General features: G+C 73.9%; 17 protein-coding genes. 9 read left to right on the top strand and 8 right to left on the bottom strand.

Annotated features, from left to right (window positions below):
- Positions 1-218 precede the first annotated feature (218 nt).
- Together Q1K26_RS22935 and Q1K26_RS22930 are read right to left on the bottom strand one after the other, a co-directional pair.
- Positions 219-797, bottom strand: coding sequence for an alpha/beta family hydrolase (locus Q1K26_RS22935; protein WP_300016833.1), 579 nt, complete (start codon positions 795-797; stop codon positions 219-221).
- Entirely contained in the window at positions 794-1582 is a 789-nt protein-coding gene (locus Q1K26_RS22930) for an SOS response-associated peptidase (protein WP_300016830.1), read from the bottom strand. Before Q1K26_RS22930 ends, Q1K26_RS22935 begins: the two co-directional genes overlap by 4 nt.
- 201 nt (positions 1583-1783) lie before the next feature.
- Between Q1K26_RS22930 and aroA the strand changes: the two genes are divergently transcribed.
- From aroA to Q1K26_RS22910, 4 genes are all read left to right on the top strand, one after another.
- A complete protein-coding gene (gene aroA, locus Q1K26_RS22925) occupies positions 1784-3040 on the top strand; it encodes a 3-phosphoshikimate 1-carboxyvinyltransferase (RefSeq protein WP_300016827.1) in 1257 nt (418 codons plus the stop codon).
- A gap of 48 nt (positions 3041-3088) precedes the next feature.
- On the top strand, positions 3089-4093 hold the full coding sequence (gene rsgA, locus Q1K26_RS22920) for a ribosome small subunit-dependent GTPase A (RefSeq protein ID WP_300016824.1): 1005 nt from the start codon (positions 3089-3091) through the stop codon (positions 4091-4093).
- A gap of 115 nt (positions 4094-4208) precedes the next feature.
- Positions 4209-5027 (top strand): hypothetical protein, encoded by an 819-nt coding sequence (locus tag Q1K26_RS22915; RefSeq protein WP_300016821.1) that lies wholly within the window; start codon positions 4209-4211, stop codon positions 5025-5027.
- A 53-nt stretch (positions 5028-5080) separates the two neighbouring features.
- On the top strand, positions 5081-6310 hold the full coding sequence (locus Q1K26_RS22910) for an FAD-binding domain-containing protein (RefSeq protein ID WP_300016818.1): 1230 nt from the start codon (positions 5081-5083) through the stop codon (positions 6308-6310).
- Positions 6311-6325: 15 nt separating this feature from the next.
- Here the strand turns inward: Q1K26_RS22910 and Q1K26_RS22905 are convergent, their stop codons facing one another.
- Both Q1K26_RS22905 and Q1K26_RS22900 read right to left on the bottom strand, forming a co-directional pair.
- Positions 6326-6835 carry a hypothetical protein gene (locus Q1K26_RS22905; RefSeq protein WP_300016815.1) on the bottom strand — a complete coding sequence of 170 codons (510 nt, stop codon included), beginning with the start codon at positions 6833-6835 and terminating at the stop codon, positions 6326-6328.
- Positions 6832-8271: a wax ester/triacylglycerol synthase family O-acyltransferase gene (locus Q1K26_RS22900; RefSeq protein ID WP_300016812.1), complete on the bottom strand. Its 1440-nt coding sequence runs from the start codon at positions 8269-8271 to the stop codon at positions 6832-6834. Before Q1K26_RS22900 ends, Q1K26_RS22905 begins: the two co-directional genes overlap by 4 nt.
- Before the next feature lie 150 nt (positions 8272-8421).
- On the opposite strand from Q1K26_RS22900, the gene Q1K26_RS22895 reads away from it, so the two are divergent.
- Genes Q1K26_RS22895 through Q1K26_RS22885 form a run of 3 tightly spaced genes read left to right on the top strand, consistent with a single transcriptional unit; the run spans position 8422 to position 10734 of the window.
- Complete coding sequence (locus Q1K26_RS22895; protein ID WP_300016809.1) at positions 8422-9183, top strand: RNA methyltransferase; 762 nt, start codon at positions 8422-8424, stop codon at positions 9181-9183.
- 32 nt (positions 9184-9215) lie between these two features.
- Positions 9216-10436, top strand: coding sequence for an alpha-hydroxy acid oxidase (locus Q1K26_RS22890; protein WP_300016806.1), 1221 nt, complete (start codon positions 9216-9218; stop codon positions 10434-10436).
- 43 nt (positions 10437-10479) lie between these two features.
- Complete coding sequence (locus Q1K26_RS22885; protein ID WP_300016803.1) at positions 10480-10734, top strand: antitoxin; 255 nt, start codon at positions 10480-10482, stop codon at positions 10732-10734.
- 71 nt (positions 10735-10805) lie between these two features.
- Here the strand turns inward: Q1K26_RS22885 and Q1K26_RS22880 are convergent, their stop codons facing one another.
- On the bottom strand, positions 10806-11219 hold the full coding sequence (locus tag Q1K26_RS22880; RefSeq protein WP_300016800.1) for an HAD-IA family hydrolase: 414 nt from the start codon (positions 11217-11219) through the stop codon (positions 10806-10808).
- A gap of 104 nt (positions 11220-11323) precedes the next feature.
- Between Q1K26_RS22880 and Q1K26_RS22875 the strand changes: the two genes are divergently transcribed.
- Positions 11324-11815, top strand: coding sequence for an Rv3235 family protein (locus Q1K26_RS22875; RefSeq protein WP_300016797.1), 492 nt, complete (start codon positions 11324-11326; stop codon positions 11813-11815).
- A 56-nt stretch (positions 11816-11871) separates the two neighbouring features.
- Here the strand turns inward: Q1K26_RS22875 and Q1K26_RS22870 are convergent, their stop codons facing one another.
- Both Q1K26_RS22870 and secA read right to left on the bottom strand, forming a co-directional pair.
- Positions 11872-12321 carry a MarR family transcriptional regulator gene (locus tag Q1K26_RS22870; protein WP_300016793.1) on the bottom strand — a complete coding sequence of 150 codons (450 nt, stop codon included), beginning with the start codon at positions 12319-12321 and terminating at the stop codon, positions 11872-11874.
- 83 nt (positions 12322-12404) lie between these two features.
- Entirely contained in the window at positions 12405-15431 is a 3027-nt protein-coding gene (gene secA, locus Q1K26_RS22865) for a preprotein translocase subunit SecA (protein ID WP_300016790.1), read from the bottom strand.
- 495 nt (positions 15432-15926) lie between these two features.
- Here secA and Q1K26_RS22860 point away from each other — a divergent pair, with 495 nt between their 5' ends.
- On the top strand, positions 15927-16892 hold the full coding sequence (locus tag Q1K26_RS22860) for a hypothetical protein (protein ID WP_300016787.1): 966 nt from the start codon (positions 15927-15929) through the stop codon (positions 16890-16892).
- Positions 16893-16996: 104 nt separating this feature from the next.
- Here the strand turns inward: Q1K26_RS22860 and raiA are convergent, their stop codons facing one another.
- The gene (gene raiA / locus Q1K26_RS22855) at positions 16997-17659 is read right to left on the bottom strand and encodes a ribosome-associated translation inhibitor RaiA (protein ID WP_300016784.1); all 663 of its coding nucleotides are present in this window, start codon (positions 17657-17659) and stop codon (positions 16997-16999) included.
- Between the last annotated feature and the right edge of the window lie 242 nt (positions 17660-17901).

Below are 17901 nucleotides of genomic sequence, written 5' to 3'. Positions count from 1 at the left end.
GCTCACGGGGTCTTCGCGCGCTCACGGGGTCCTCGCGCGCTCACGGGGTCCTCGCGCGCTCACGGGGTCCTCGCGCGCTCACGGGGTCCTCGCGCGCTCACGGGGTCCTCGCGCGCTCACGGGGTCCTCGCGCGCTCACGGGGTCCTCGCGCGCTCACGAGGTCCTCGCGCGCCGCCGGCGGCGCGCGAAACGCAGGGCGGCGCGCGAGCCGGCCGGGTCAGAAGCGGGTGAGCCAGTCGGTGACCGCGGCCGTCAGGCGGGGGTGGGCGGATCGCAGGCTGTGGTCGCCCGGCAGGAGGACGACCTCGCGGCCGTCGGCCGCAGCGGGCACGCCGAACGGGTCGCGCTCGCCCTGGATCACCAGTACCGGCACGGTCGGGGCCGCGAGCTCGGCCAGGCGGTCCTTCTCCGGCTTCCCGGGCGGGTGCACCGGGAACGCCAGGCACAGCACCCCGACCGCGCGGCCCTCCGAGGCGGTGCGGCACGCCACCCGGGCACCGGAGCTGCGGCCGCCGAACAGCAGCGGCAGCCCGGCACCGACGTGCTCGGCGACGGCCAGCCACGCCATGTCGAGCTGCCCGGCGGGCGCGGGCGCGCGGCGCCCGGCCACCCGGTAGGGCTGCTCGACGAGCACCACCGACACCCCGGCCGCGACGGCCGCGGCGCAGGCGGTGACGAGGTCGGGGGCGGCCACACCGCCCCCGGCGCCGTGGCCGAGCAGCAGCAGCGCGCGGGCGTCGGCGGCGTCGTGGCGCACGATCCGGGCGGGACCGTGCGGGGTGGGGATCTCCGTCATGCGGGATCGGGCCCGGCCAGCAGGTCGAGCTGCAGCGGCTCCGGCACGTCCTCGAACGGGGCGAGCAGCTCGGGCCCGTTGTTGCGCACGTTGTTGACCAGCGGCGACACCGGTCGCAGCTCCAGGCTCGCCACCAGCTCCTCCGACGGCGGCGCGAGCAGCGCGGCCACCGCGTCGTCGGCGGCGGGGGTGTCGGGGTCGAGCCACGCGGCCCACGCCGAGGACGGCAGCAGCAGCGGCATGCGGTCGTGCACCTGCGTGAGCACGCCGACCGCGGACGTGGTGAGCACGGAGGCGGTGACCAGCCCGTCCGGGTACTCGCCGTCCGGGTCGTCCTTCGGCTTCCAGTACTCCCAGATGCCGGCCATCGCGAGCGAGCTGCCGTCGGCGTGGTGGGTGTAGTAGGGCTGCTTGTGGTCGGGGCCGCGCTGCCACTCGTACCAGCCGTCGGCCGGGATCAGGCAGCGCCGCGCGTCGAGCGCCCGCCGGAACGACGGCTTCGTGGCCGCGGACTCCGACCGGGCATTGATCATCCGGGCCCCGGACTTCGCGTCCTTGCTCCACGACGGCACGAGGCCCCACCGCAGCGCCCGCAGCGTGCGCTCGGTGGTGTCGCGGTCGGGCGTGCCCTCGGCGTCTCGGGGATGGCGCTCCACCACGGCGACGATGGTCTTGGTGGGCGCGACGTTGTAGTCCGCCTCGACGGACCCGTCGGTGGCATCGACGGCGCGGAACTCGTCCGCGAGATCGGCGGGAGCCTTGATCGAGGCGTAGCGGCCGCACATGCCCCCATCCTGGCACCTGCGCGGAACCGTCAGCGGCGCGCGGGCGGCGGTGTGCCGCCGACGGGATCGCAGTGGTGTGGCTTCACTGCAACCCCGCCGCAGTGGAGCCACGCCACTGCACGTGGGCGGGGCCACACCGGGTCGCGGCGGCGCGCTCCCCCGGTGTCGCCGATCGCGCACCGGCTGCGGGACGATGGCACGGTGAACGCGCCCTGGATCGCCCCGACCGCCACCGGCCCCGTCCGCGGGCGGGTGTCGGTACCCGGCTCCAAGTCGGTGACCAACCGTGCCCTGCTCCTGGCCGCGCTGTCCGGGGGCCCGGCCTCGGTGTCCGGGGCGCCGGCCACCCGCGACACCGCGCTGATGGTGGGCGCGCTGCGCTCGCTCGGCGTGCCGATCGAGGTCGACGGCGAGCACGTCACCGTCGCGGCCCACAGCGGGCTGCGCGGCGGCGCCGTCGACTGCGGCCTCGCGGGCACCGTGATGCGGTTCGTCCCGCCCGCCGCGGCGCTGGCCGACGGGCCGGTGACCTTCGACGGCGACCCCCGCGCCCGCGAGCGCCCGATGGGCACGGTGCTCGACGCGCTGCGGGCGCTCGGCGCGCAGGTCGACGGCGACGCCCTCCCGTTCACGCTGCACGGCGGCGGCGGGCTGCCCGGTGGGGACGTCGTGATCGACGCGTCGGCGTCCTCCCAGTTCGTGTCGGGCCTGCTGCTGTCCGCGGCACGCTTCGACAAGGGCGTCACGGTGCACCACGACGGCGGGCCCGTGCCCTCGCTGCCGCACATCGACATGACGGTGGCGATGCTGCGCTCCGCCGGGGTCGCGGTCGACGACTCCGAGGCGAACACCTGGCACGTCGCGCCCGGCCCGATCGCCGCGCGGGACTGGGCCGTGGAGCCCGACCTGTCCAACGCCTCGGTGTTCCTGGCCGCGGCCGCGCTCACCGGCGGCAGCGTCACCGTGGCCGGCTGGCCCGCGGGATCCACCCAGCCCGGCGCGGAGATCCTGTCCGTGCTGACCCGGGCCGGGTGCACCGTCGAGCCGGGCCCGGACGGGATGACCGTGCACGGCCCCGAGGTGCTCGCCGGCGTCGACGTCGACCTGCACGACGCCAGCGAGCTGACCCCCACGGTGGCCGCGCTGGCCGCGCTGGCCGCCACCCCGTCGCGGATCCGGGGTGTCGCGCACATCCGCGGCCACGAGACCGACCGGATCGCCGCGCTGGCCGCGGAGATCGGGGCGGTCGGCGGCGACGTCACCGAGACCCCGGACGGCCTGGAGATCCGCCCCGCCCCGCTGCACGCGGCACCGTGGCACGCCTACGCCGACCACCGGATGGCCACCGCGGGCGCACTGGTCGGGTTGCGCGTCCCCGGGGTGGAGATCGACGACATCGGCTGCACCGACAAGACCATCCCCGACTTCCCCGGCCGCTGGACGGCGCTGCTCGGGTGACGCGATGATCCCCCCGCCCGACCCCGCGACCGCCGGCGCGGAGCCGACGTGACCGGCCGCAGGCGCGAGTACGACGAGTCCGACGTCCGGGTCCGGCCGGGGCGGCGCGGTTCCCGGCCGCGCACCAAGCAGCGCCCCGACCACGCCGACGCGGCCGACGCCATGATCACCACGGTGGACCGCGGCCGCTGGACCTGCGCTCCCGGCGGCGACGCCTCCCGCCCCCCGGTCACCGCCATGCGGGCCCGGGAGCTGGGCCGCACGCCCATCGTCGTGGGGGACCGGGTGGGCCTGGTCGGCGACCTGTCCGGGGCACCGGACACGCTCGCCCGGATCGTGCGGGTGCACGAGCGCACCACCGTGCTGCGCCGCACCGCCGAGGACGACGATCCGTTCGAGCGGGTCGTCGTCGCGAACGCCACGCAGCTGGTGATCGTCACCGCCGTGGCCGACCCGGTGCCGCGCAGCGGTTTCGTCGACCGGTGCCTGGTCGCGGCCTACGCGGGCGGGCTCTCGCCGGTGCTCTGCCTGACCAAGGCCGACCTGGCCGACGCCGACCCGTTCGCCGCGGCGTACCGCGAACTGGAGTTCCCGGTCGTGGTGACGCGCCGGGACCGAATGCCCGACCGGCTCGCCGAGCTGCTGGCCGGACGGGTGTCGGCGCTGGTCGGGCACTCGGGAGTGGGCAAGTCGACGCTGGTCAACGCGCTGGTGCCGGACGCGGCCCGCGCCGTCGGGGTCGTCTCCGCGGTCGGCAAGGGCCGGCACACCACCGTGGCCGCACTCGCGTTGCCGCTCCCGGAGGAGCGCGGCGGCGGCTGGGTCGTGGACACCCCCGGCGTCCGCTCGTTCGGGCTCGCCCACGTCACGGCCGACGACGTACCCGCTGCCTTCGACGACCTGGCCGCCGCCATCGAGGACTGCCCCCGCGGCTGCGGGCACCTCGGGCCACCCGCGGACCCCGAGTGCGCCCTCGACGCGCTGGTGGCTGCGAGCCTGCTCCGGCCCGGTCGGCTCGACGCACTGCGCCGGGTGCTCGTCGCCCTGCGTTGACCCTCCGCTACGGTTCTCCGATCCGAGGAGGCGCCAGCGTGACCGAGCGGATGAGGCCACCATCCAGCGCAGTACCCCGGTCCGTGACCCGGGCCGTCGGCGGCGGGGAGCCGTCGTGAGCCGATGGACGCGTCGCGCGGCGCGGTCGCTCCTCGCACTCGTGCTCGTGCTCGCCGCCGGCTGCGGCGGGGGCACCGCGGACGCCACGGACGCCGAGCTGACCCGCTACTTCGACATCGACGAGCTGATCGGTGCCGTCGCGGCGCAGCAGCGCGTCGACAGCACGGCCCGGTTCAGCCTGCGCGGCGAGCTCAGCGGCGCCCAGGAGGCTCGGCTGCGGTTCACCGGGACCGGCGTGCTGCGGATCATCGACGACGCGGTGTCGCTGTCGTTCACCCAGGTCGTCACCCAGGCCGGCGCGGATCCCCAGGAGACCGGCTTCGTGGTGCTGCCCGACGCCGTCTACCTGCGGATGCCGGACGAGCCGGGCAGCGACGACAAGCCGTGGGTCCGCGTCGACCCGGCCGACCGCGACCCCGAGTCGCAGCAGCTGGTCGCCCTGGCCGCCTCGGTCACCGAGCGGGCCGACCCCACCGGCACCCTCTCGCGCTATGCCGCCGCCACCCTCGTCACCGACGCCGCCGACGACGTCATCGAGGGCGACCCCGCGGTGCGGTACACGATCGTCACCGACCTGGCCCTGGCCGCGGAGACCACGCCGGACCCGGTGCTGAAGGAGCAGCTGCAGGAGCAGGTCGACGCCGGTCTGACCCGCGTCACCTCGACCCTGTGGGTGGACGCCGCCCACCGCCCGCTGCGCAGTGCCGCCCGCCAGGAACTCCCGGGCATCGGCACGCTGGCCATCACCAGCACCTACCGCGACTGGGGCCAGGCCGCGGAGATCGACCCCCCGGAAGAGTCGCAGGTGCGGTAGCCGGTCCGCGCGGCCGCCGCGCGGTCACGGCAGGACGCGCCCAGACTGGCACGGTGCTGCTCCCCACACCCGCACCAGGGCCCGATGCCGCCCGCGCCTGGGTCCGTGACCACCTCGCCGACCTGAGCTGCGACGACCCGGTGCCGTCCCCGTCCGTCCGCGGCGGCCAGCAGGCCGCGGACGCCGCGCTGGCCGCGCTCGACGTCACCGGCTACGCCGCGCGACGCAACGAGGTCCTGCCGGTCGGGCGCCGCGGCGCCACCCGGCTGTCCCCGTACATCCGTCACGGGCTGATCGACCTGCCGACCGCGTGGGCCGCCGTCGCCACCGCCCCGTCCCGGGACCGCACGAAGTTCCGCGACGAGCTGGCCTGGCAGGAGTATGCCCGCCACCTCTACGCCCGGCTGGGCGGACGCACGGCGTCGACGCTGCGGTCCGTCCCGCCCGGCGTGCCCCGGCCGTGGGAGCACCCATGGCCCGCCACCATGCGCTGCGTCACCGCGTGTGTCGCGGAGCTGGAGACCGACGGGTGGCTGGTCAACCAGACGCGGATGTGGTTGGCCTCGCAGTGGACGGTACGCGCGGGCGCCGAGTGGACGGCGGGCGAGGACCGGTTCTTCACGCACCTGCTCGACGGCTCCCGCGCGGCCAACCGGCTGGGCTGGCAGTGGGCGGTCGGCGCGGGCACCGGCAGGCCGTACGGCTTCTCCCGCTGGCAGGTCCGGAAACGCGCGCCGCAGCTGTGCCGCGACTGCGCGCTGAGCGCCGCGTGCCCGATCGAGGACCGGCCGCCGGACGCCCCGGCCCGGGACCGGCCCGAACCCGAGCCGCTGCTGCGCGCCGACCCCGATCCGGGGTCCACCGGCGGCCCACCCGAACCCGCGCGCCGAGCGCAACCGGACTCCGTCTGGCTCACCGCCGAGTCACTGGGGGACGCCGACCCGGCCCTGGCCGCCCACCCGGAGCTGCCCGCCGTGTTCGTCTTCGACGAGCCGCTGCTCGCGCGGCTGCAGCTGTCGGGCAAGCGGCTGGTGTTCCTCGCCGAGACCCTCGCGGACCTGGGCACGCGCCGCGAGGTGGCGGTGCACCGGGGTGCGGTGGCCGCCGAGCTGCGGGGACGCGCACCGGCCGTCACCCACGCCCCCGTGCCGGGCTTCCGCCGCCACGCCGCCCGGGTAACGCCGGCCGAGGTCCATCCGTGGCCGTGGCTGTGGCGGCCGCACGCCGGTCCGGTGAGCTCGTACTCGGCGTGGCGCAAGTGGCTCGGTGCGAAGCAGTGCTAGAACACCGCTACGCACTCACGGGTGCAGCTCGATCAGGAACGCGATCTCGCCGGGTGCGTACCAGGCCAGCTCGTGGTCCTCGGCCTCGCCGATCAGGAACTCCGCGTCGAGGTCGCCCATGTCGGCCGCATCGACGGCCGCGGCCGCCTGCCGCACCGCGTACTCGGCCTCCTCGGTGTCGACGTGCACCGACGCGATGGCCTCCATCGGTACTCCCCCGGAGATCCGCACGGCGCCGTCGTCCAGGTCGGGGCGCAGCGTCACGCCGTCCAGGTCGGCGGCCACGACCACCCGCCGTGCGGGCACCTCGTCCTCGCCCAGCCCGAACTCCACGCCGAGCAGCCGCAGCGACGCCCGCGCCGCCTCGCTCATCGCGGCGTACTCGAGCTCCTCCTCGTCACCGGAGGTGTAGGACTCGCGCAGCTTCGGGGTGAGCGCGAACGCGGTGCCGCCCATCGGGTCGAGCCGGTTGTTCTTGACCATCCGCTGCAGCATGGGCCAGGTGGCCGGTACGTAGACCCTCACGACGCGTTCACCGTGCCCAGCAGCTCGTCGAGCGCCTCGTCGACCATCCCGGCGAGCACCTCGACGTCGGGCATGGCGTCGCGGTCGCCGTTGAACCCGTAGTAGACGCCGCCGTCGTAGGAGGTCAGCCCGATCGCGAGGGCCTGCCCCTTCGCCAGCGGCACCACCGGGAACATCTCCAGCATCCGCGCACCCGCGGCGTAGAGCGGGAACTGCGGTCCGGGCACGTTCGTCACCACCAGGTTGAAGATCCGCTTGGACATCCCGCTCGCGGCCCGCGCGCCGAGCGCGTGCAACGTGGGCGGGGCGAAACCGCCGATCCGCACCAGCGTGTCGGCGCCCACCGAGTGCGTCGACGCGGTGTGCTCGCGCATCGCGTGCGCGACGTGGTGCAGCCGCACCACCGGGCTCGGCTCCCCCACCGGGAGGTCGACGATGAACGACGACACCCGGTTGCCCAGCGAGCCCGCGGTGGCCGTGCTGGGCACGTCGGCCTCGCCGCGCACCGACAGCGGCACCATCGCCCGCACCGACGACGACGCCGTGACCGGCTCGCCGCGCGAGAGCAGCCAGTTGCGCAGTGCCCCGGCCACGACGCTGAGCACCACGTCGTTGACGGTGCACCCGTGCGCCGCGCGCACCCTCCGGTAGGCCTCCAGCTCGGTACGGGCCACCGCGAACCGGCGCTGTGTGGAGATGTCGACGTTGAGCGGGGTGCCGGGCGCGCGGCGGCTGGCCGCGCGCGCCATCGAGAACAGCTGGCCGAACCCGCCGACGACCTTGCCGACGGTGGCGACCGCGTCCCCCGCGGCTGCGACGACGTTGTCGACCACCTCGCCCGGCCGGGCCACCGCCTCGGCGACCGCGCCCATCACCAGCTGCACGTCGGTCGGTTCCGGGCGGGGCATCCACAGTTCCGGGTGGTGGGCGCCCTGCCCGCGCGCACCGCCCGAGCCGTTCGGTTCGGCGATGTCGAGGATGACCTGTCCGATGTCGATCGCGCTGATGCCGTCGACCATCGCCTGGTGGGTCTTGGTCAGCACCGCGGACCGCCCGCCGGTCAGCCCCTCGACGAGGTACATCTCCCACAGCGGGCGGGTGGGGTCCAGCGGCCGGGACATCAGCCGGGCCACCAGCTCGGTGAGCTGGGTGTCCGAGCCCGGGCTGGGCAGCGCGGAGCGGCGCACGTGGTACGCGACGTCGAAGTCGGTGTCGTCGATCCAGACCGGGCGGGCCAGGTTGGCAGGGACGTGGCGGACCTTCTGGCGGTAGCGGGGCACCAGCGCGATGCGCTGCTCGATGAGGTCGACGAGGCCGTCGTAGTCGAAGCCCGACCCCGGGCGCTGGAAGATCGACACCGCGCCCACGTGCATGGGGGTGGTGGGTTGCTCCAGGTAGAGGAAGGAGGCGTCCAGGGGGGAGAGCCGAGGCGGCATGGGCCGATCCTAGGCGGGACCGCCCGGGCGGGTGCGCAGGTCGGCCTCGTCGGTGACGAACCAGACCTCACGGCGTCCTGGTGGCTGCGCGGCGGTGCTTCCCCGGCGGGGACGGTGAGCACCGCCCTGCCCTCACCCTAGGCTGAGCCGGTGCCGGACCCCCGCTCACCGAAGGACACGTTCATCACCGTCTACGGCCGCAAGCCGGTGCTCGAGGCCCTCGACGACAGCGACCTGCGGGTCGACAAGGTGATCGTGGCGGAGGGGCTGCGCGGCGATCCGGTGCGGGCGATCCTCGACGCCGCACGCGACCGCGGGGTCCCGGTGCAGCGCGCCTCCGCGCACCGGGTGAAGGTGCTGGCCGGCAACGGCCGCCACGACCAGGGGGTGCTGGCCGACGTCGTCGCCCCGCGGATGCTGCCCGTCACCGAGTTCGTCGAGGCGCTGGCGCCGGACACCGCGGCGGCCGTGCTCGTGCTCGACCGTGTCACCAACCCCGCGAACGTCGGGATGATCCTGCGCAGTGCCACCGCGGCGGGTGTCGACGGGGTCCTGCTCGCCCGGCGCGGCCTGCCGTCGATCGACCCGCTGGTCGTCAAGGCCTCGGCCGGGGTGGCGTTCCGGGCGCCGGTGCTGCGCTCGGGCACCGTCGAGGAGGGGTGTCTCGTGCTGCGGGAGGCCGGTTTCACGCTCTACGGCCTCGACGCCGGCGGCGACCCGCTGCTCGACGCCACCCTGCCCGTCCGGGTGGCGCTGGTGCTGGGCAACGAGACCGACGGCCTGTCCGACACCGTGCGCCCCCTGCTCGACGGCGTGCTGGGCATCCCGATGCACGGCGGCGTCGAGTCCCTCGGGGTGGCGAGCGCGGGAGCGGTGGCGGCGTTCGAGCTGACCCGCCGCGGACCTCGCTGACTACGGCGCCGGACAGCGCCTACCGTGAAGCCATGGTGCAGCGTCGTCTTCCCCGTCCGTCCGAGCTGGCCCCCCTGCTACGACCGGCGCCGTTCGTCCGCGACGCCACCGTGCGCCGCCTGAGCAAGGCCGCGTCCATCGCCGACCTGCGGGCCATCGCGCGGCGCCGCACCCCGCGCGCAGTGTTCGACTACACCGACGGCGCCGCCGACGGCGAGCTGTCGCTGCGCCGCGCCCGCGACGCGTTCGCCCGCGTCGAGTTCACACCCTCGGTGCTGCGCGACGTGTCGCACGTCGACACCAGCCGCGAGATCCTGGGGCGGCGCTCGGCACTGCCGTTCGCGTTCGGCCCCACGGGGTTCACGCGGATGATGAACCACGAGGGCGAGCGGGCCGTGGCGTCGGTGGCGCAGGAGGTCGGCATCCCGTACGCGCTGTCGACGATGGGCACCACCAGCATCGAGGACGTCGCTGCGGCCGCGCCGGGGGCACGCCGGTGGTTCCAGCTCTACCTGTGGCGCGACCGCGCCCCCGCGAAGGACCTCGTGCAGCGCGCGGCCGACTCCGGCTACGACACCTTGATGCTCACCGTCGACACACCGGTGGGCGGGGCGCGGCTGCGCGATGTCCGCAACGGGCTGACGATCCCGCCCGCGCTGTCGCTGCGGACCTTCCTCGACGGTGCGATGCACCCGAACTGGTGGGCCAACCTGTTGACGACGGACCCGCTGACGTTCGCCAGCCTGGAGTCCACCGACGGCACGGTCGCCGATCTCATCAACCGCGTCTTCGACCCGGCCCTGACCATCGCCGACGTCGAATGGCTGCGCGACACCTGGCCCGGCAAGCTGGTGATCAAGGGCATCCAGAGCGTCGACGACGCCCGCCGCGTGGTGGACGCCGGCGCCGACGCGGTGCTGCTGTCCAACCACGGTGGCCGCCAGCTCGACCGCGCGCCGGTGCCGCTGGAGCTCGTGCCGCCGGTCGTGGACGCCGTCGGCGAGCGCGCCGAGGTGTGGGTCGACACCGGCATCACCCACGGCGCCGACATCGTCGCCGCCATCGCATTCGGGGCGCAGACGACCCTCATCGGGCGGGCCTACCTGTACGGGTTGATGGCCGGCGGGCAGCGGGGCGTCGCGAAGGCGGTGGAGATCCTCGCCGGCGAGATCACGCGGACGCTGCAGCTCATCGGGGTGAACAGCGTGGACGAGCTCCGCCCGTCACACGTCCGCCTTCGCCCGAACGGGTGAGCCCCGGGGTGCGGACACCGTCGATCATGGGCATGGTGTCCGCATGAGTTTCCTGGACAAGGCCAAGGACCTGCTCAACCAGCACGACGACAAGGTGGACCAGGCGCTCGACAAGGCCGGCGAGGCCGCCAAGGAGCGCTTCACGGGCCACGACAGCCAGATCGACAATCTCGTCGACCAGGCCCAGCAGCGCACCGGCGAGGGCGACACCACCCAGGCCCCGCCGCCCGCGGCGAACGAGGGGGCGCCCGGCGAGGGGCAGCCGCAGCACGGCGAGGTCCCGCCGCACCAGCGGTGATGCGTTCCCGGTGATCCGACGACCGGCAGCGGCCGGGGGTGGAGTGCAACCGCCCCCGGCCGCTGCCGTCCCTACGACCTGCGGTGCGTCCACGGTCGGGGCAGTCCGAGCAGGATCTCCACCTCGGAGACGGTGGTCTCGGGGTCGACGTGGTGCACGACGACCGCCCCGGCCGCCCGGGCACCGCGCACGTTCGCCGCGAGGTCGTCGACGACGACGCAGTCGGCCACCGCGAGCCCGAGCCGGTCGGCCGTGCGGCGGAACACCTCCGGATCGGGCTTGCGCACGCCCAGCGCGGGCCCGAGCACCAGGACGTCGAACAGGCCCGCGCAGCCCTCGGGAACCGCGTGCGCGTCGGAGACCAGAGCGGTGGGCCGTCCGGCGGCTCGTGCGCGGCGCACCAGACCGGTCATCGACGGGCCATCGGTGAGCACCCCGCCGAGGTCCATGATCAGACCGCGCAGCGGCGATCCGGACGGGGACATGGCCGCACCGTAGGCGGTCCGGCCGTCCGCGTGCCATACGGTACGGCGCCCGAAGCAACCCGATCCGCCACGCCCGGGCCCCGCCGCGGCCCACGCTCGGCCCCATGACCTCGCTGCCCACCACGGTCCCCGCCCGGACCGCGCCCCGGACCGTGCCGCACGCCCCACCCACCCTGCGGCGGGTCGCGGGCGAGCCGGACGCCGCCGTCGACCTCCCCCCGCCACGTCCCCGGGCACCCGCCCCCGAGCCGCCGGCGCCCCGCCGCCCGCGCCCGGGTGCCCGCGAGGCCGCCACCGTCGTGCTGCGGATCGCCTGCGAGGTGCTCGACGGCAGGCGCCCGGCCACCCACCTGGCCACCCACGTCGACGGGTCGGTGCTGCGCTACTGGCGCGCCACCGTGGCGCAGCGCGGGACCGGGTCGGATCGTCGACGACGGTCGCCTGCCCGCTTCGCCCGCATGCGGGTGTGCCACCCGCATCCCGAGGCCGCCGAGGTGGCCGTCGCCGTGGAGGTCGACGGCGGTGTGCGCGCGCTCGCCGCCCGCTTCGACCACTGCGACGGGCGGTGGCGGTGCACCGCGATGCGCCTGTGCTGAGGTGCCCGACGCCGCCGGGCGGCGCGGCTCGTGGCCCGGCGTCCTACCCGGGCGTCCTAGTGTCCCCCGCCGGCCGGTGCGGGCCCGCCGAGCGCGCCGACCAGCGCGATGAGGTACTCGCGCACGATCGGCTCGTGCTCGGCGGGCGGCGCAGGCACGCGCTCCCCGAACAGCCGCTCCACCTGAGCGGTCGCGTCGGCGAGCCGTCCGCGCCCGGCCGCCGTGATCGCCACCCGCACCACGCGGCGGTCGGTGTCGGCGCGCTCCCGGCGCACCGACCCCGCCCGCGCCAATGCGTCGACGACCGGGGTGAGCGTGGCGGGCACGACACCGAGCCGGGCGGCGAGTTCCCGGTGCGAGACGGGCCCGCCCTCGGCGAGCGCACCCAGCACGCCGATCGACGTGGGGGTCAGCCCGTGGCCGGCGACGGCGCGCCGGAAGCAGCGGTCGATCACCTGCCCGGTGCGGGGCAGCAGCGCCGGCAGCGGCACCTCACGTTCGGGCATGCCGCGCACGGTACGGCGCCCGGCGCCGCCGCGGTGCCGAACGCGAATGCCGGGCGCCCGCCACCCCCCGCGGGGCCCTGGGGCTACGGACGGGCCGCCGTGGGCGAGCCGTGGCACTGCTTGTACTTGCGCCCCGACCCGCACGGGCACGGGCGGTTGCGCGACGGCTCCTCCGCGCGGGCGTCGGAACGGCCGTTGCCGGAGCGACCGTTGCCCGAGCGGCCGCCACCACCCCTCGTGGCGGTGCCGCCGTCCTCCGCGGGCCCGGAGTACTCCAGATCCGCGGGACGCGCGCCCCGGTAGGCCGCGGGCAGCACGCTGGCGGCGTCGGCGGCGGGCTCCGGGGGCGGCGGGGCCTGGCGGGAACGCCGCGAGGTGGGCCGGACCGAAGCCGCGGGCGCAGCGGGCTGCGGCGACTTGGCCAGGCTCGGGGCGGCGGGCTCGGCCGCGCCGGTCGCCGGAAGGTCCGCTGCGGCGGGCTGGGGAGCGGGGGCCTGGGCCGCGGGGGGCGGCGGCGCGGGCTGCTGCGCGGCCTGCACCTTCACGTTGAACAGGTGCCCGACCGTCTCCTCCTTGATGCCCTCGAGCATCGCGGCGAACATGTCGTAACCCTCGCGCTGGTACTCGATGACCGGGTCGCGCTGGGCCATCGCCCGCAGCCCGATGCCCTCCTTGAGATAGTCCATCTCGTAGAGGTGCTCGCGCCACTTGCGGTCGATGACCTGCAGCAGCACCTGCCGCTCCAGCTCCCGCATGCCGCCCTGCGCGCCGATGATCGCGTCGATCTCGGCCTCGCGCTTCGCGTAGGCCTCGCGCGAGTCGTCGAGCAGCGCGGCGAGGATGGCGTCCCGGGTGAGGTCGGCGGAGTCGTCGAGGTGCCCGTCCTCGTCGGTCTCGGCGAGGTCCTGCCACGCGATCCCGACCGGGTAGAGCGTGCGCAGCGCGGTCCACAGCTTGTCGAGGTCCCAGTCCTCGGCGTAGCCGTTGCCGGTCTCGCCGTCGACGTAGCCGGTGACGACGTCGGAGAGCATGTGCTCGATCTGCTCCTGGATGTTCTCGCCCGCGAGGACGCGGCGCCGCTCGTCGTAGATGACGGTGCGCTGCTTGTTGAGCACCTCGTCGTACTTGAGGACGTTCTTGCGGATCTCGAAGTTCTGCTGCTCCACCTGCGTCTGCGCGCTGCGGATGGCCTTGGTGACCATGCCCGCCTCGATCGGGACGTCGTCGGGCAGGTTGAACCGGTTCATGATCGACTCGACCATCTGGCCGTTGAACCGGCGCATGAGGTCGTCGCCGAGGGAGAGGTAGAAGCGCGACTCGCCCTGGTCGCCCTGGCGGCCCGAGCGACCCCGGAGCTGGTTGTCGATCCGGCGCGACTCGTGGCGCTCGGTGCCCAGCACGTAGAGCCCGCCCGCGGCCTTGACCTCCTCGGCCTCCGCCGCGACCTGCTCCTTCATCGCGGCGACTACCCCGTCCCACGCCGCCTCGTACTCCTCGCGCTTGTCCACCGGGTCCAGGCCCCGGCTGCGCAGCTCCAGATCGGCGAGGAACTCGGGGTTCCCGCCGAGCACGATGTCGGTGCCGCGGCCCGCCATGTTGGTGGCGACGGTGACCGCGCCCGCGTGCCCGGCCTGCGCCACGATCGCGGCCTCGCGCTCGTGGTTCTTGGCGTTGAGCACCTCGTGCGGGACCTGCAGCTGCACCAGGATCTTGGACAGGTACTCCGACTTCTCCACGCTGGTGGTACCGACGAGCACCGGCTGGCCGGCCGTGTGCTTCTCGGCGATGTCCGCCGCGACCGCGTCGAACTTCGCCTCCTCGGTCTTGTAGATCAGGTCGGGCTGGTCCTTGCGGATCATGTCCTTGTTGGTGGGGATGGTCACGACGCCCAGCTTGTAGATCTGGGAGAGCTCGGCCGCCTCGGTCTGCGCGGTGCCGGTCATCCCGGAGAGCTTCTCGTAGAGCCGGAAGTAGTTCTGGAGGGTGATCGTGGCGAGCGTCTGGTTCTCGTCCTTGATCTCCACCCCCTCCTTGGCCTCCAGCGACTGGTGCAGCCCCTCGTTGTAGCGCCGCCCGGCGAGCACGCGCCCGGTGAACTCGTCGACGATCAGCACCTGCGAGTCACGGATGATGTAGTCGCGGTCCTTCATGAACAGCACGCGAGCCTTGATCGCGTTGTTCATGTAGCCGATCAGGCCGGTGTTGGACTGGTCGTAGAGGTTGTCGATGCCCAGCTCGTCCTCGACCAGGCCGACGCCCTTGTCCGTGGCGGCGATCGTGCGCTTCTTGAGGTCGTACTCGAAGTGGTAGCGCCGCTCGATCTCCGCGGACTTCTCCTCGCGCTCGCGCGGGGCCATCCCGGTGGTGTCGATGCCCTCCATCTTGCGGACGATGCGGGCCAGCTCGGTGTACCAGCGCTCGGCCTTGTCGGCGGGCCCGGAGATGATGAGCGGCGTGCGGGCCTCGTCGATGAGGATGGAGTCGGCCTCGTCGACCACGGCGAAGTGGTGGCCGCGCTGCACCATGTCCGCGGAGTTCCAGGCCATGTTGTCGCGCAGGTAGTCGAAACCGAACTCGTTGTTGGTGCCGTAGGTGATGTCGGCCTTGTACTGGCCGCGCCGGATCAGCGGCGGCATCTCGGAGAGGATCACGCCCACCGACAGGCCGAGGAAGCGGTGGATGCGGCCCATGTTCTCCGCGTCGCGCTTGGCCAGGTAGTCGTTGACGGTGACGAGGTGCACGCCCTCACCGGTGAGCGCGTTGAGGTACGCGGGGAGCACCGAGGTGAGCGTCTTGCCCTCACCGGTCTTCATCTCCGCGATGTTGCCCAGGTGCAGCGCCGCGCCGCCCATCAGCTGCACGGTGAAGTGCCGCTGGCCGATGGTGCGCGTGGCGGCCTCGCGGACCACCGCGAACGCCTCGGGCAGCAGCTCGTCGAGCGTCTCGCCGTCGGTGTAGCGCTTCTTGAACTCGTCGGTCTTGGCCCGCAGCTCGGCGTCGGTGAGCCCCTGGACGTCGGGTTCGAGTGTGTCGATGTGAGCGGCGATCCGGCCCAGCCGTTTGACCAGCTTCGTCTCTCCGGCACGCAGCAGGCGGTTCAACAGCGGCACAGCTCGACCTCATTCACCATCGACATCCTCGAGGCAGCGTGTCCGGCGACGACGCACTGCCCTCCCCAGAGTAGCGAAGCGACAGAGCGAGGCCGGCCCCAGTCGTTGGGACAGCATCCAACCGCTTCCCGGCCGCTGATGCGCGCCCCCTCCGCCGACCCGACTCCGTGGTGTCGGCGCTGCCGGTCGCGAACCCGTCGATGAGAGCCGGTATGGCAACGCCACACCCGTCCACCCGTGGGCGAGAACCCGTCCGTGACCACGAGCAACACAGGGTGCGCATTGGAACCACCTGCATATCCGTCGATCGGCTGAGGACCCTGTACCGGCTGGCCCTTCTTTCTGACTCTTAGTAACGGGTGTCACTCCTGCTCGATGCCACGACTGTGGGTATCGCTCCCTTTCCCACGGTGGCGCTTGCCTTCCCGGACCACCCAGCCGGGCAGGTGGATCGAAAGGAACTCTCCTATGAATACCGTCCTTCGTCGCGGGCTCATGACGGCCGCGATCTCGAGTGGGTTCGTGTTGCTCGGCGGTGGGCTCGCCCATGCCGACACCACGGAATCGGAACCGAAGAAGCCCGACCAGGTCGCTGACACCGACGCCGACGCTGAAGAAGTGCCGACGAAGTCACTGCTCCCGACCGAGAAGGCTGCCTCCTCCACACCGGAACTCCCGCCCACCGAGACCGCACTAGGTATCGTGACGACGGCGTTCGGCGGTCAGCAGGGCGGCGGCGGCCAGCAGGGCGGCGGCGGCCAGCAGGGCGGCGGCCCCGGCGGCGGCCAGCACGGCGGCGACTGCGACGACCGCGGCGCCAACCACTGGACCGGCCACGACCGCGACCGAGACCACGACCGAGACCAGGACCGCGGCAGCGACCGAGACCACGGCGACCGCGACCGAGACCGCAACGACCGCGGCGCCAACCACTGGACCGGCCACGACCGCGACCACGGCGGCGACCGAGACCACGACCGCGGCAGCGACCGAGACCGCGGCAGCGACCGAGACCGCGGCAGCGACCGAGACCGCGACCGAGACCACGACCGCGGCAGCGACCGAGACCGCGGCAGCGACCGAGACCGCGACCGAGACCACGACCGCGGCGGCGACCGAGACCACGACCGCGGCAGCGACCGAGACCACGACCGCGGCAGCGACCGAGACCGCGACCGTGGCGGCGACCGAGACCGCGGCGGCAACCACTGGGCCGGCCACGACCGCGACCGCGACCACCGCGGCGACCGCTGGACCGGCCACGACCGCGACCACGGCGACCGCGACCGCGGCAGCGACCGAGACCACGGCGGCAACCACTGGACCGGCAACCACTGGGCCGGCGACCGCTGGACCGGCAACCACTGGGCCGGCAACCACTGGGCCGACCACGACCGAGACGACAAGCGGCTTCTCTGCCTCGTCGATCAGGTTCTCAGCCGCGTGACGGTCGGCGTGTGACCGTGCCGGGTGAGCGCGGCTCGCGCCCACCCGGCCCCGGAATGAAATGGGCCTCCCGCCGGTCGCGGGAGGCCCATTTCATCAGGTGCAGCGTGCGGCGGAAGCTACGTGGTCAGTCGGATCAACCCGTAGTCGTAGCCCTTGCGCCGGTAGACGACGCTGGGCTCCCCGCTGGCCGCGTCGGCGAAGAGGTAGAAGTCGTGCCCGACGAGCTCCATGCGGGAGAGCGCGTCGTCGACGGTCATCGGCTCGGCGGTGTGCACCTTGCGACGCACCACCCGACCGGGCACCGGATCGGCGTCGAGCGCTTCCGGCGGGAGATCGGGTGGCAGGTCGTCGGCGTGGCCGCGTGGCGAGGGGATGTCGACGTCGGGCTCGTCGGCGGGCCGCTCGTCGAGCAGTGCGGTGGCTCGCCCGTTCGCCTGGCCGGCACCGCGGACCGCCATCACCCGGCTGCGCCGGTCGTTGACGCGGCGTCGGTCGTGCGAGCGGCGCAGCCGGGCCTCCAGCTTGGCCACGGCGGCGTCGAGCGCCGCGTAGAAGTCCTGGGCGCAGGCCTCGGCACGGGCGACGGATCCGCACCCGCGACCGGTGAGCTCGACGCGTTGACAGGTCTTGAGCTGGCGGCGGTTGCGCTCATGGAAGAGCTCCACCTCCAGGCCGACGATCTTGTGGTCGTAGCGTTCCAGGCGAGCGACCTTCTCGGCGACGTGTACCCGGAAATGCTCGGGCACCTCGACGTTACGGCCGGTGACAACGATCTCCACGCAGACTTCCCTCGCTCTCAGCGTCGGGTTGGCGTTGCAGATACGCACCGGGTCAGCCCCCCGGTGCCGGCGATTCCTCCTCGTTGACCCCACTTCGGAGTGGGGGCGGGTCGGATGCTCAGGGACGGTAGCCGGGATCACAGTTCCGCAACAGGCCTCTGCGCTGAGTGACCCCGACCTGGATGGTTGCGCCGAGCGACATTCCCCGGCCACCGCCCGGAGAGTACGATTCCACCGCAAAT

Origin of the sequence: Pseudonocardia sp., from assembly GCF_029263155.1 — a bacterium.
Classification (GTDB): Bacteria; Actinomycetota; Actinomycetes; order Mycobacteriales; family Pseudonocardiaceae; genus Pseudonocardia.
The sequence above is the reverse complement of the archived record's forward strand: the minus strand, read 5'-3'. Positions and strand labels throughout refer to the sequence as shown.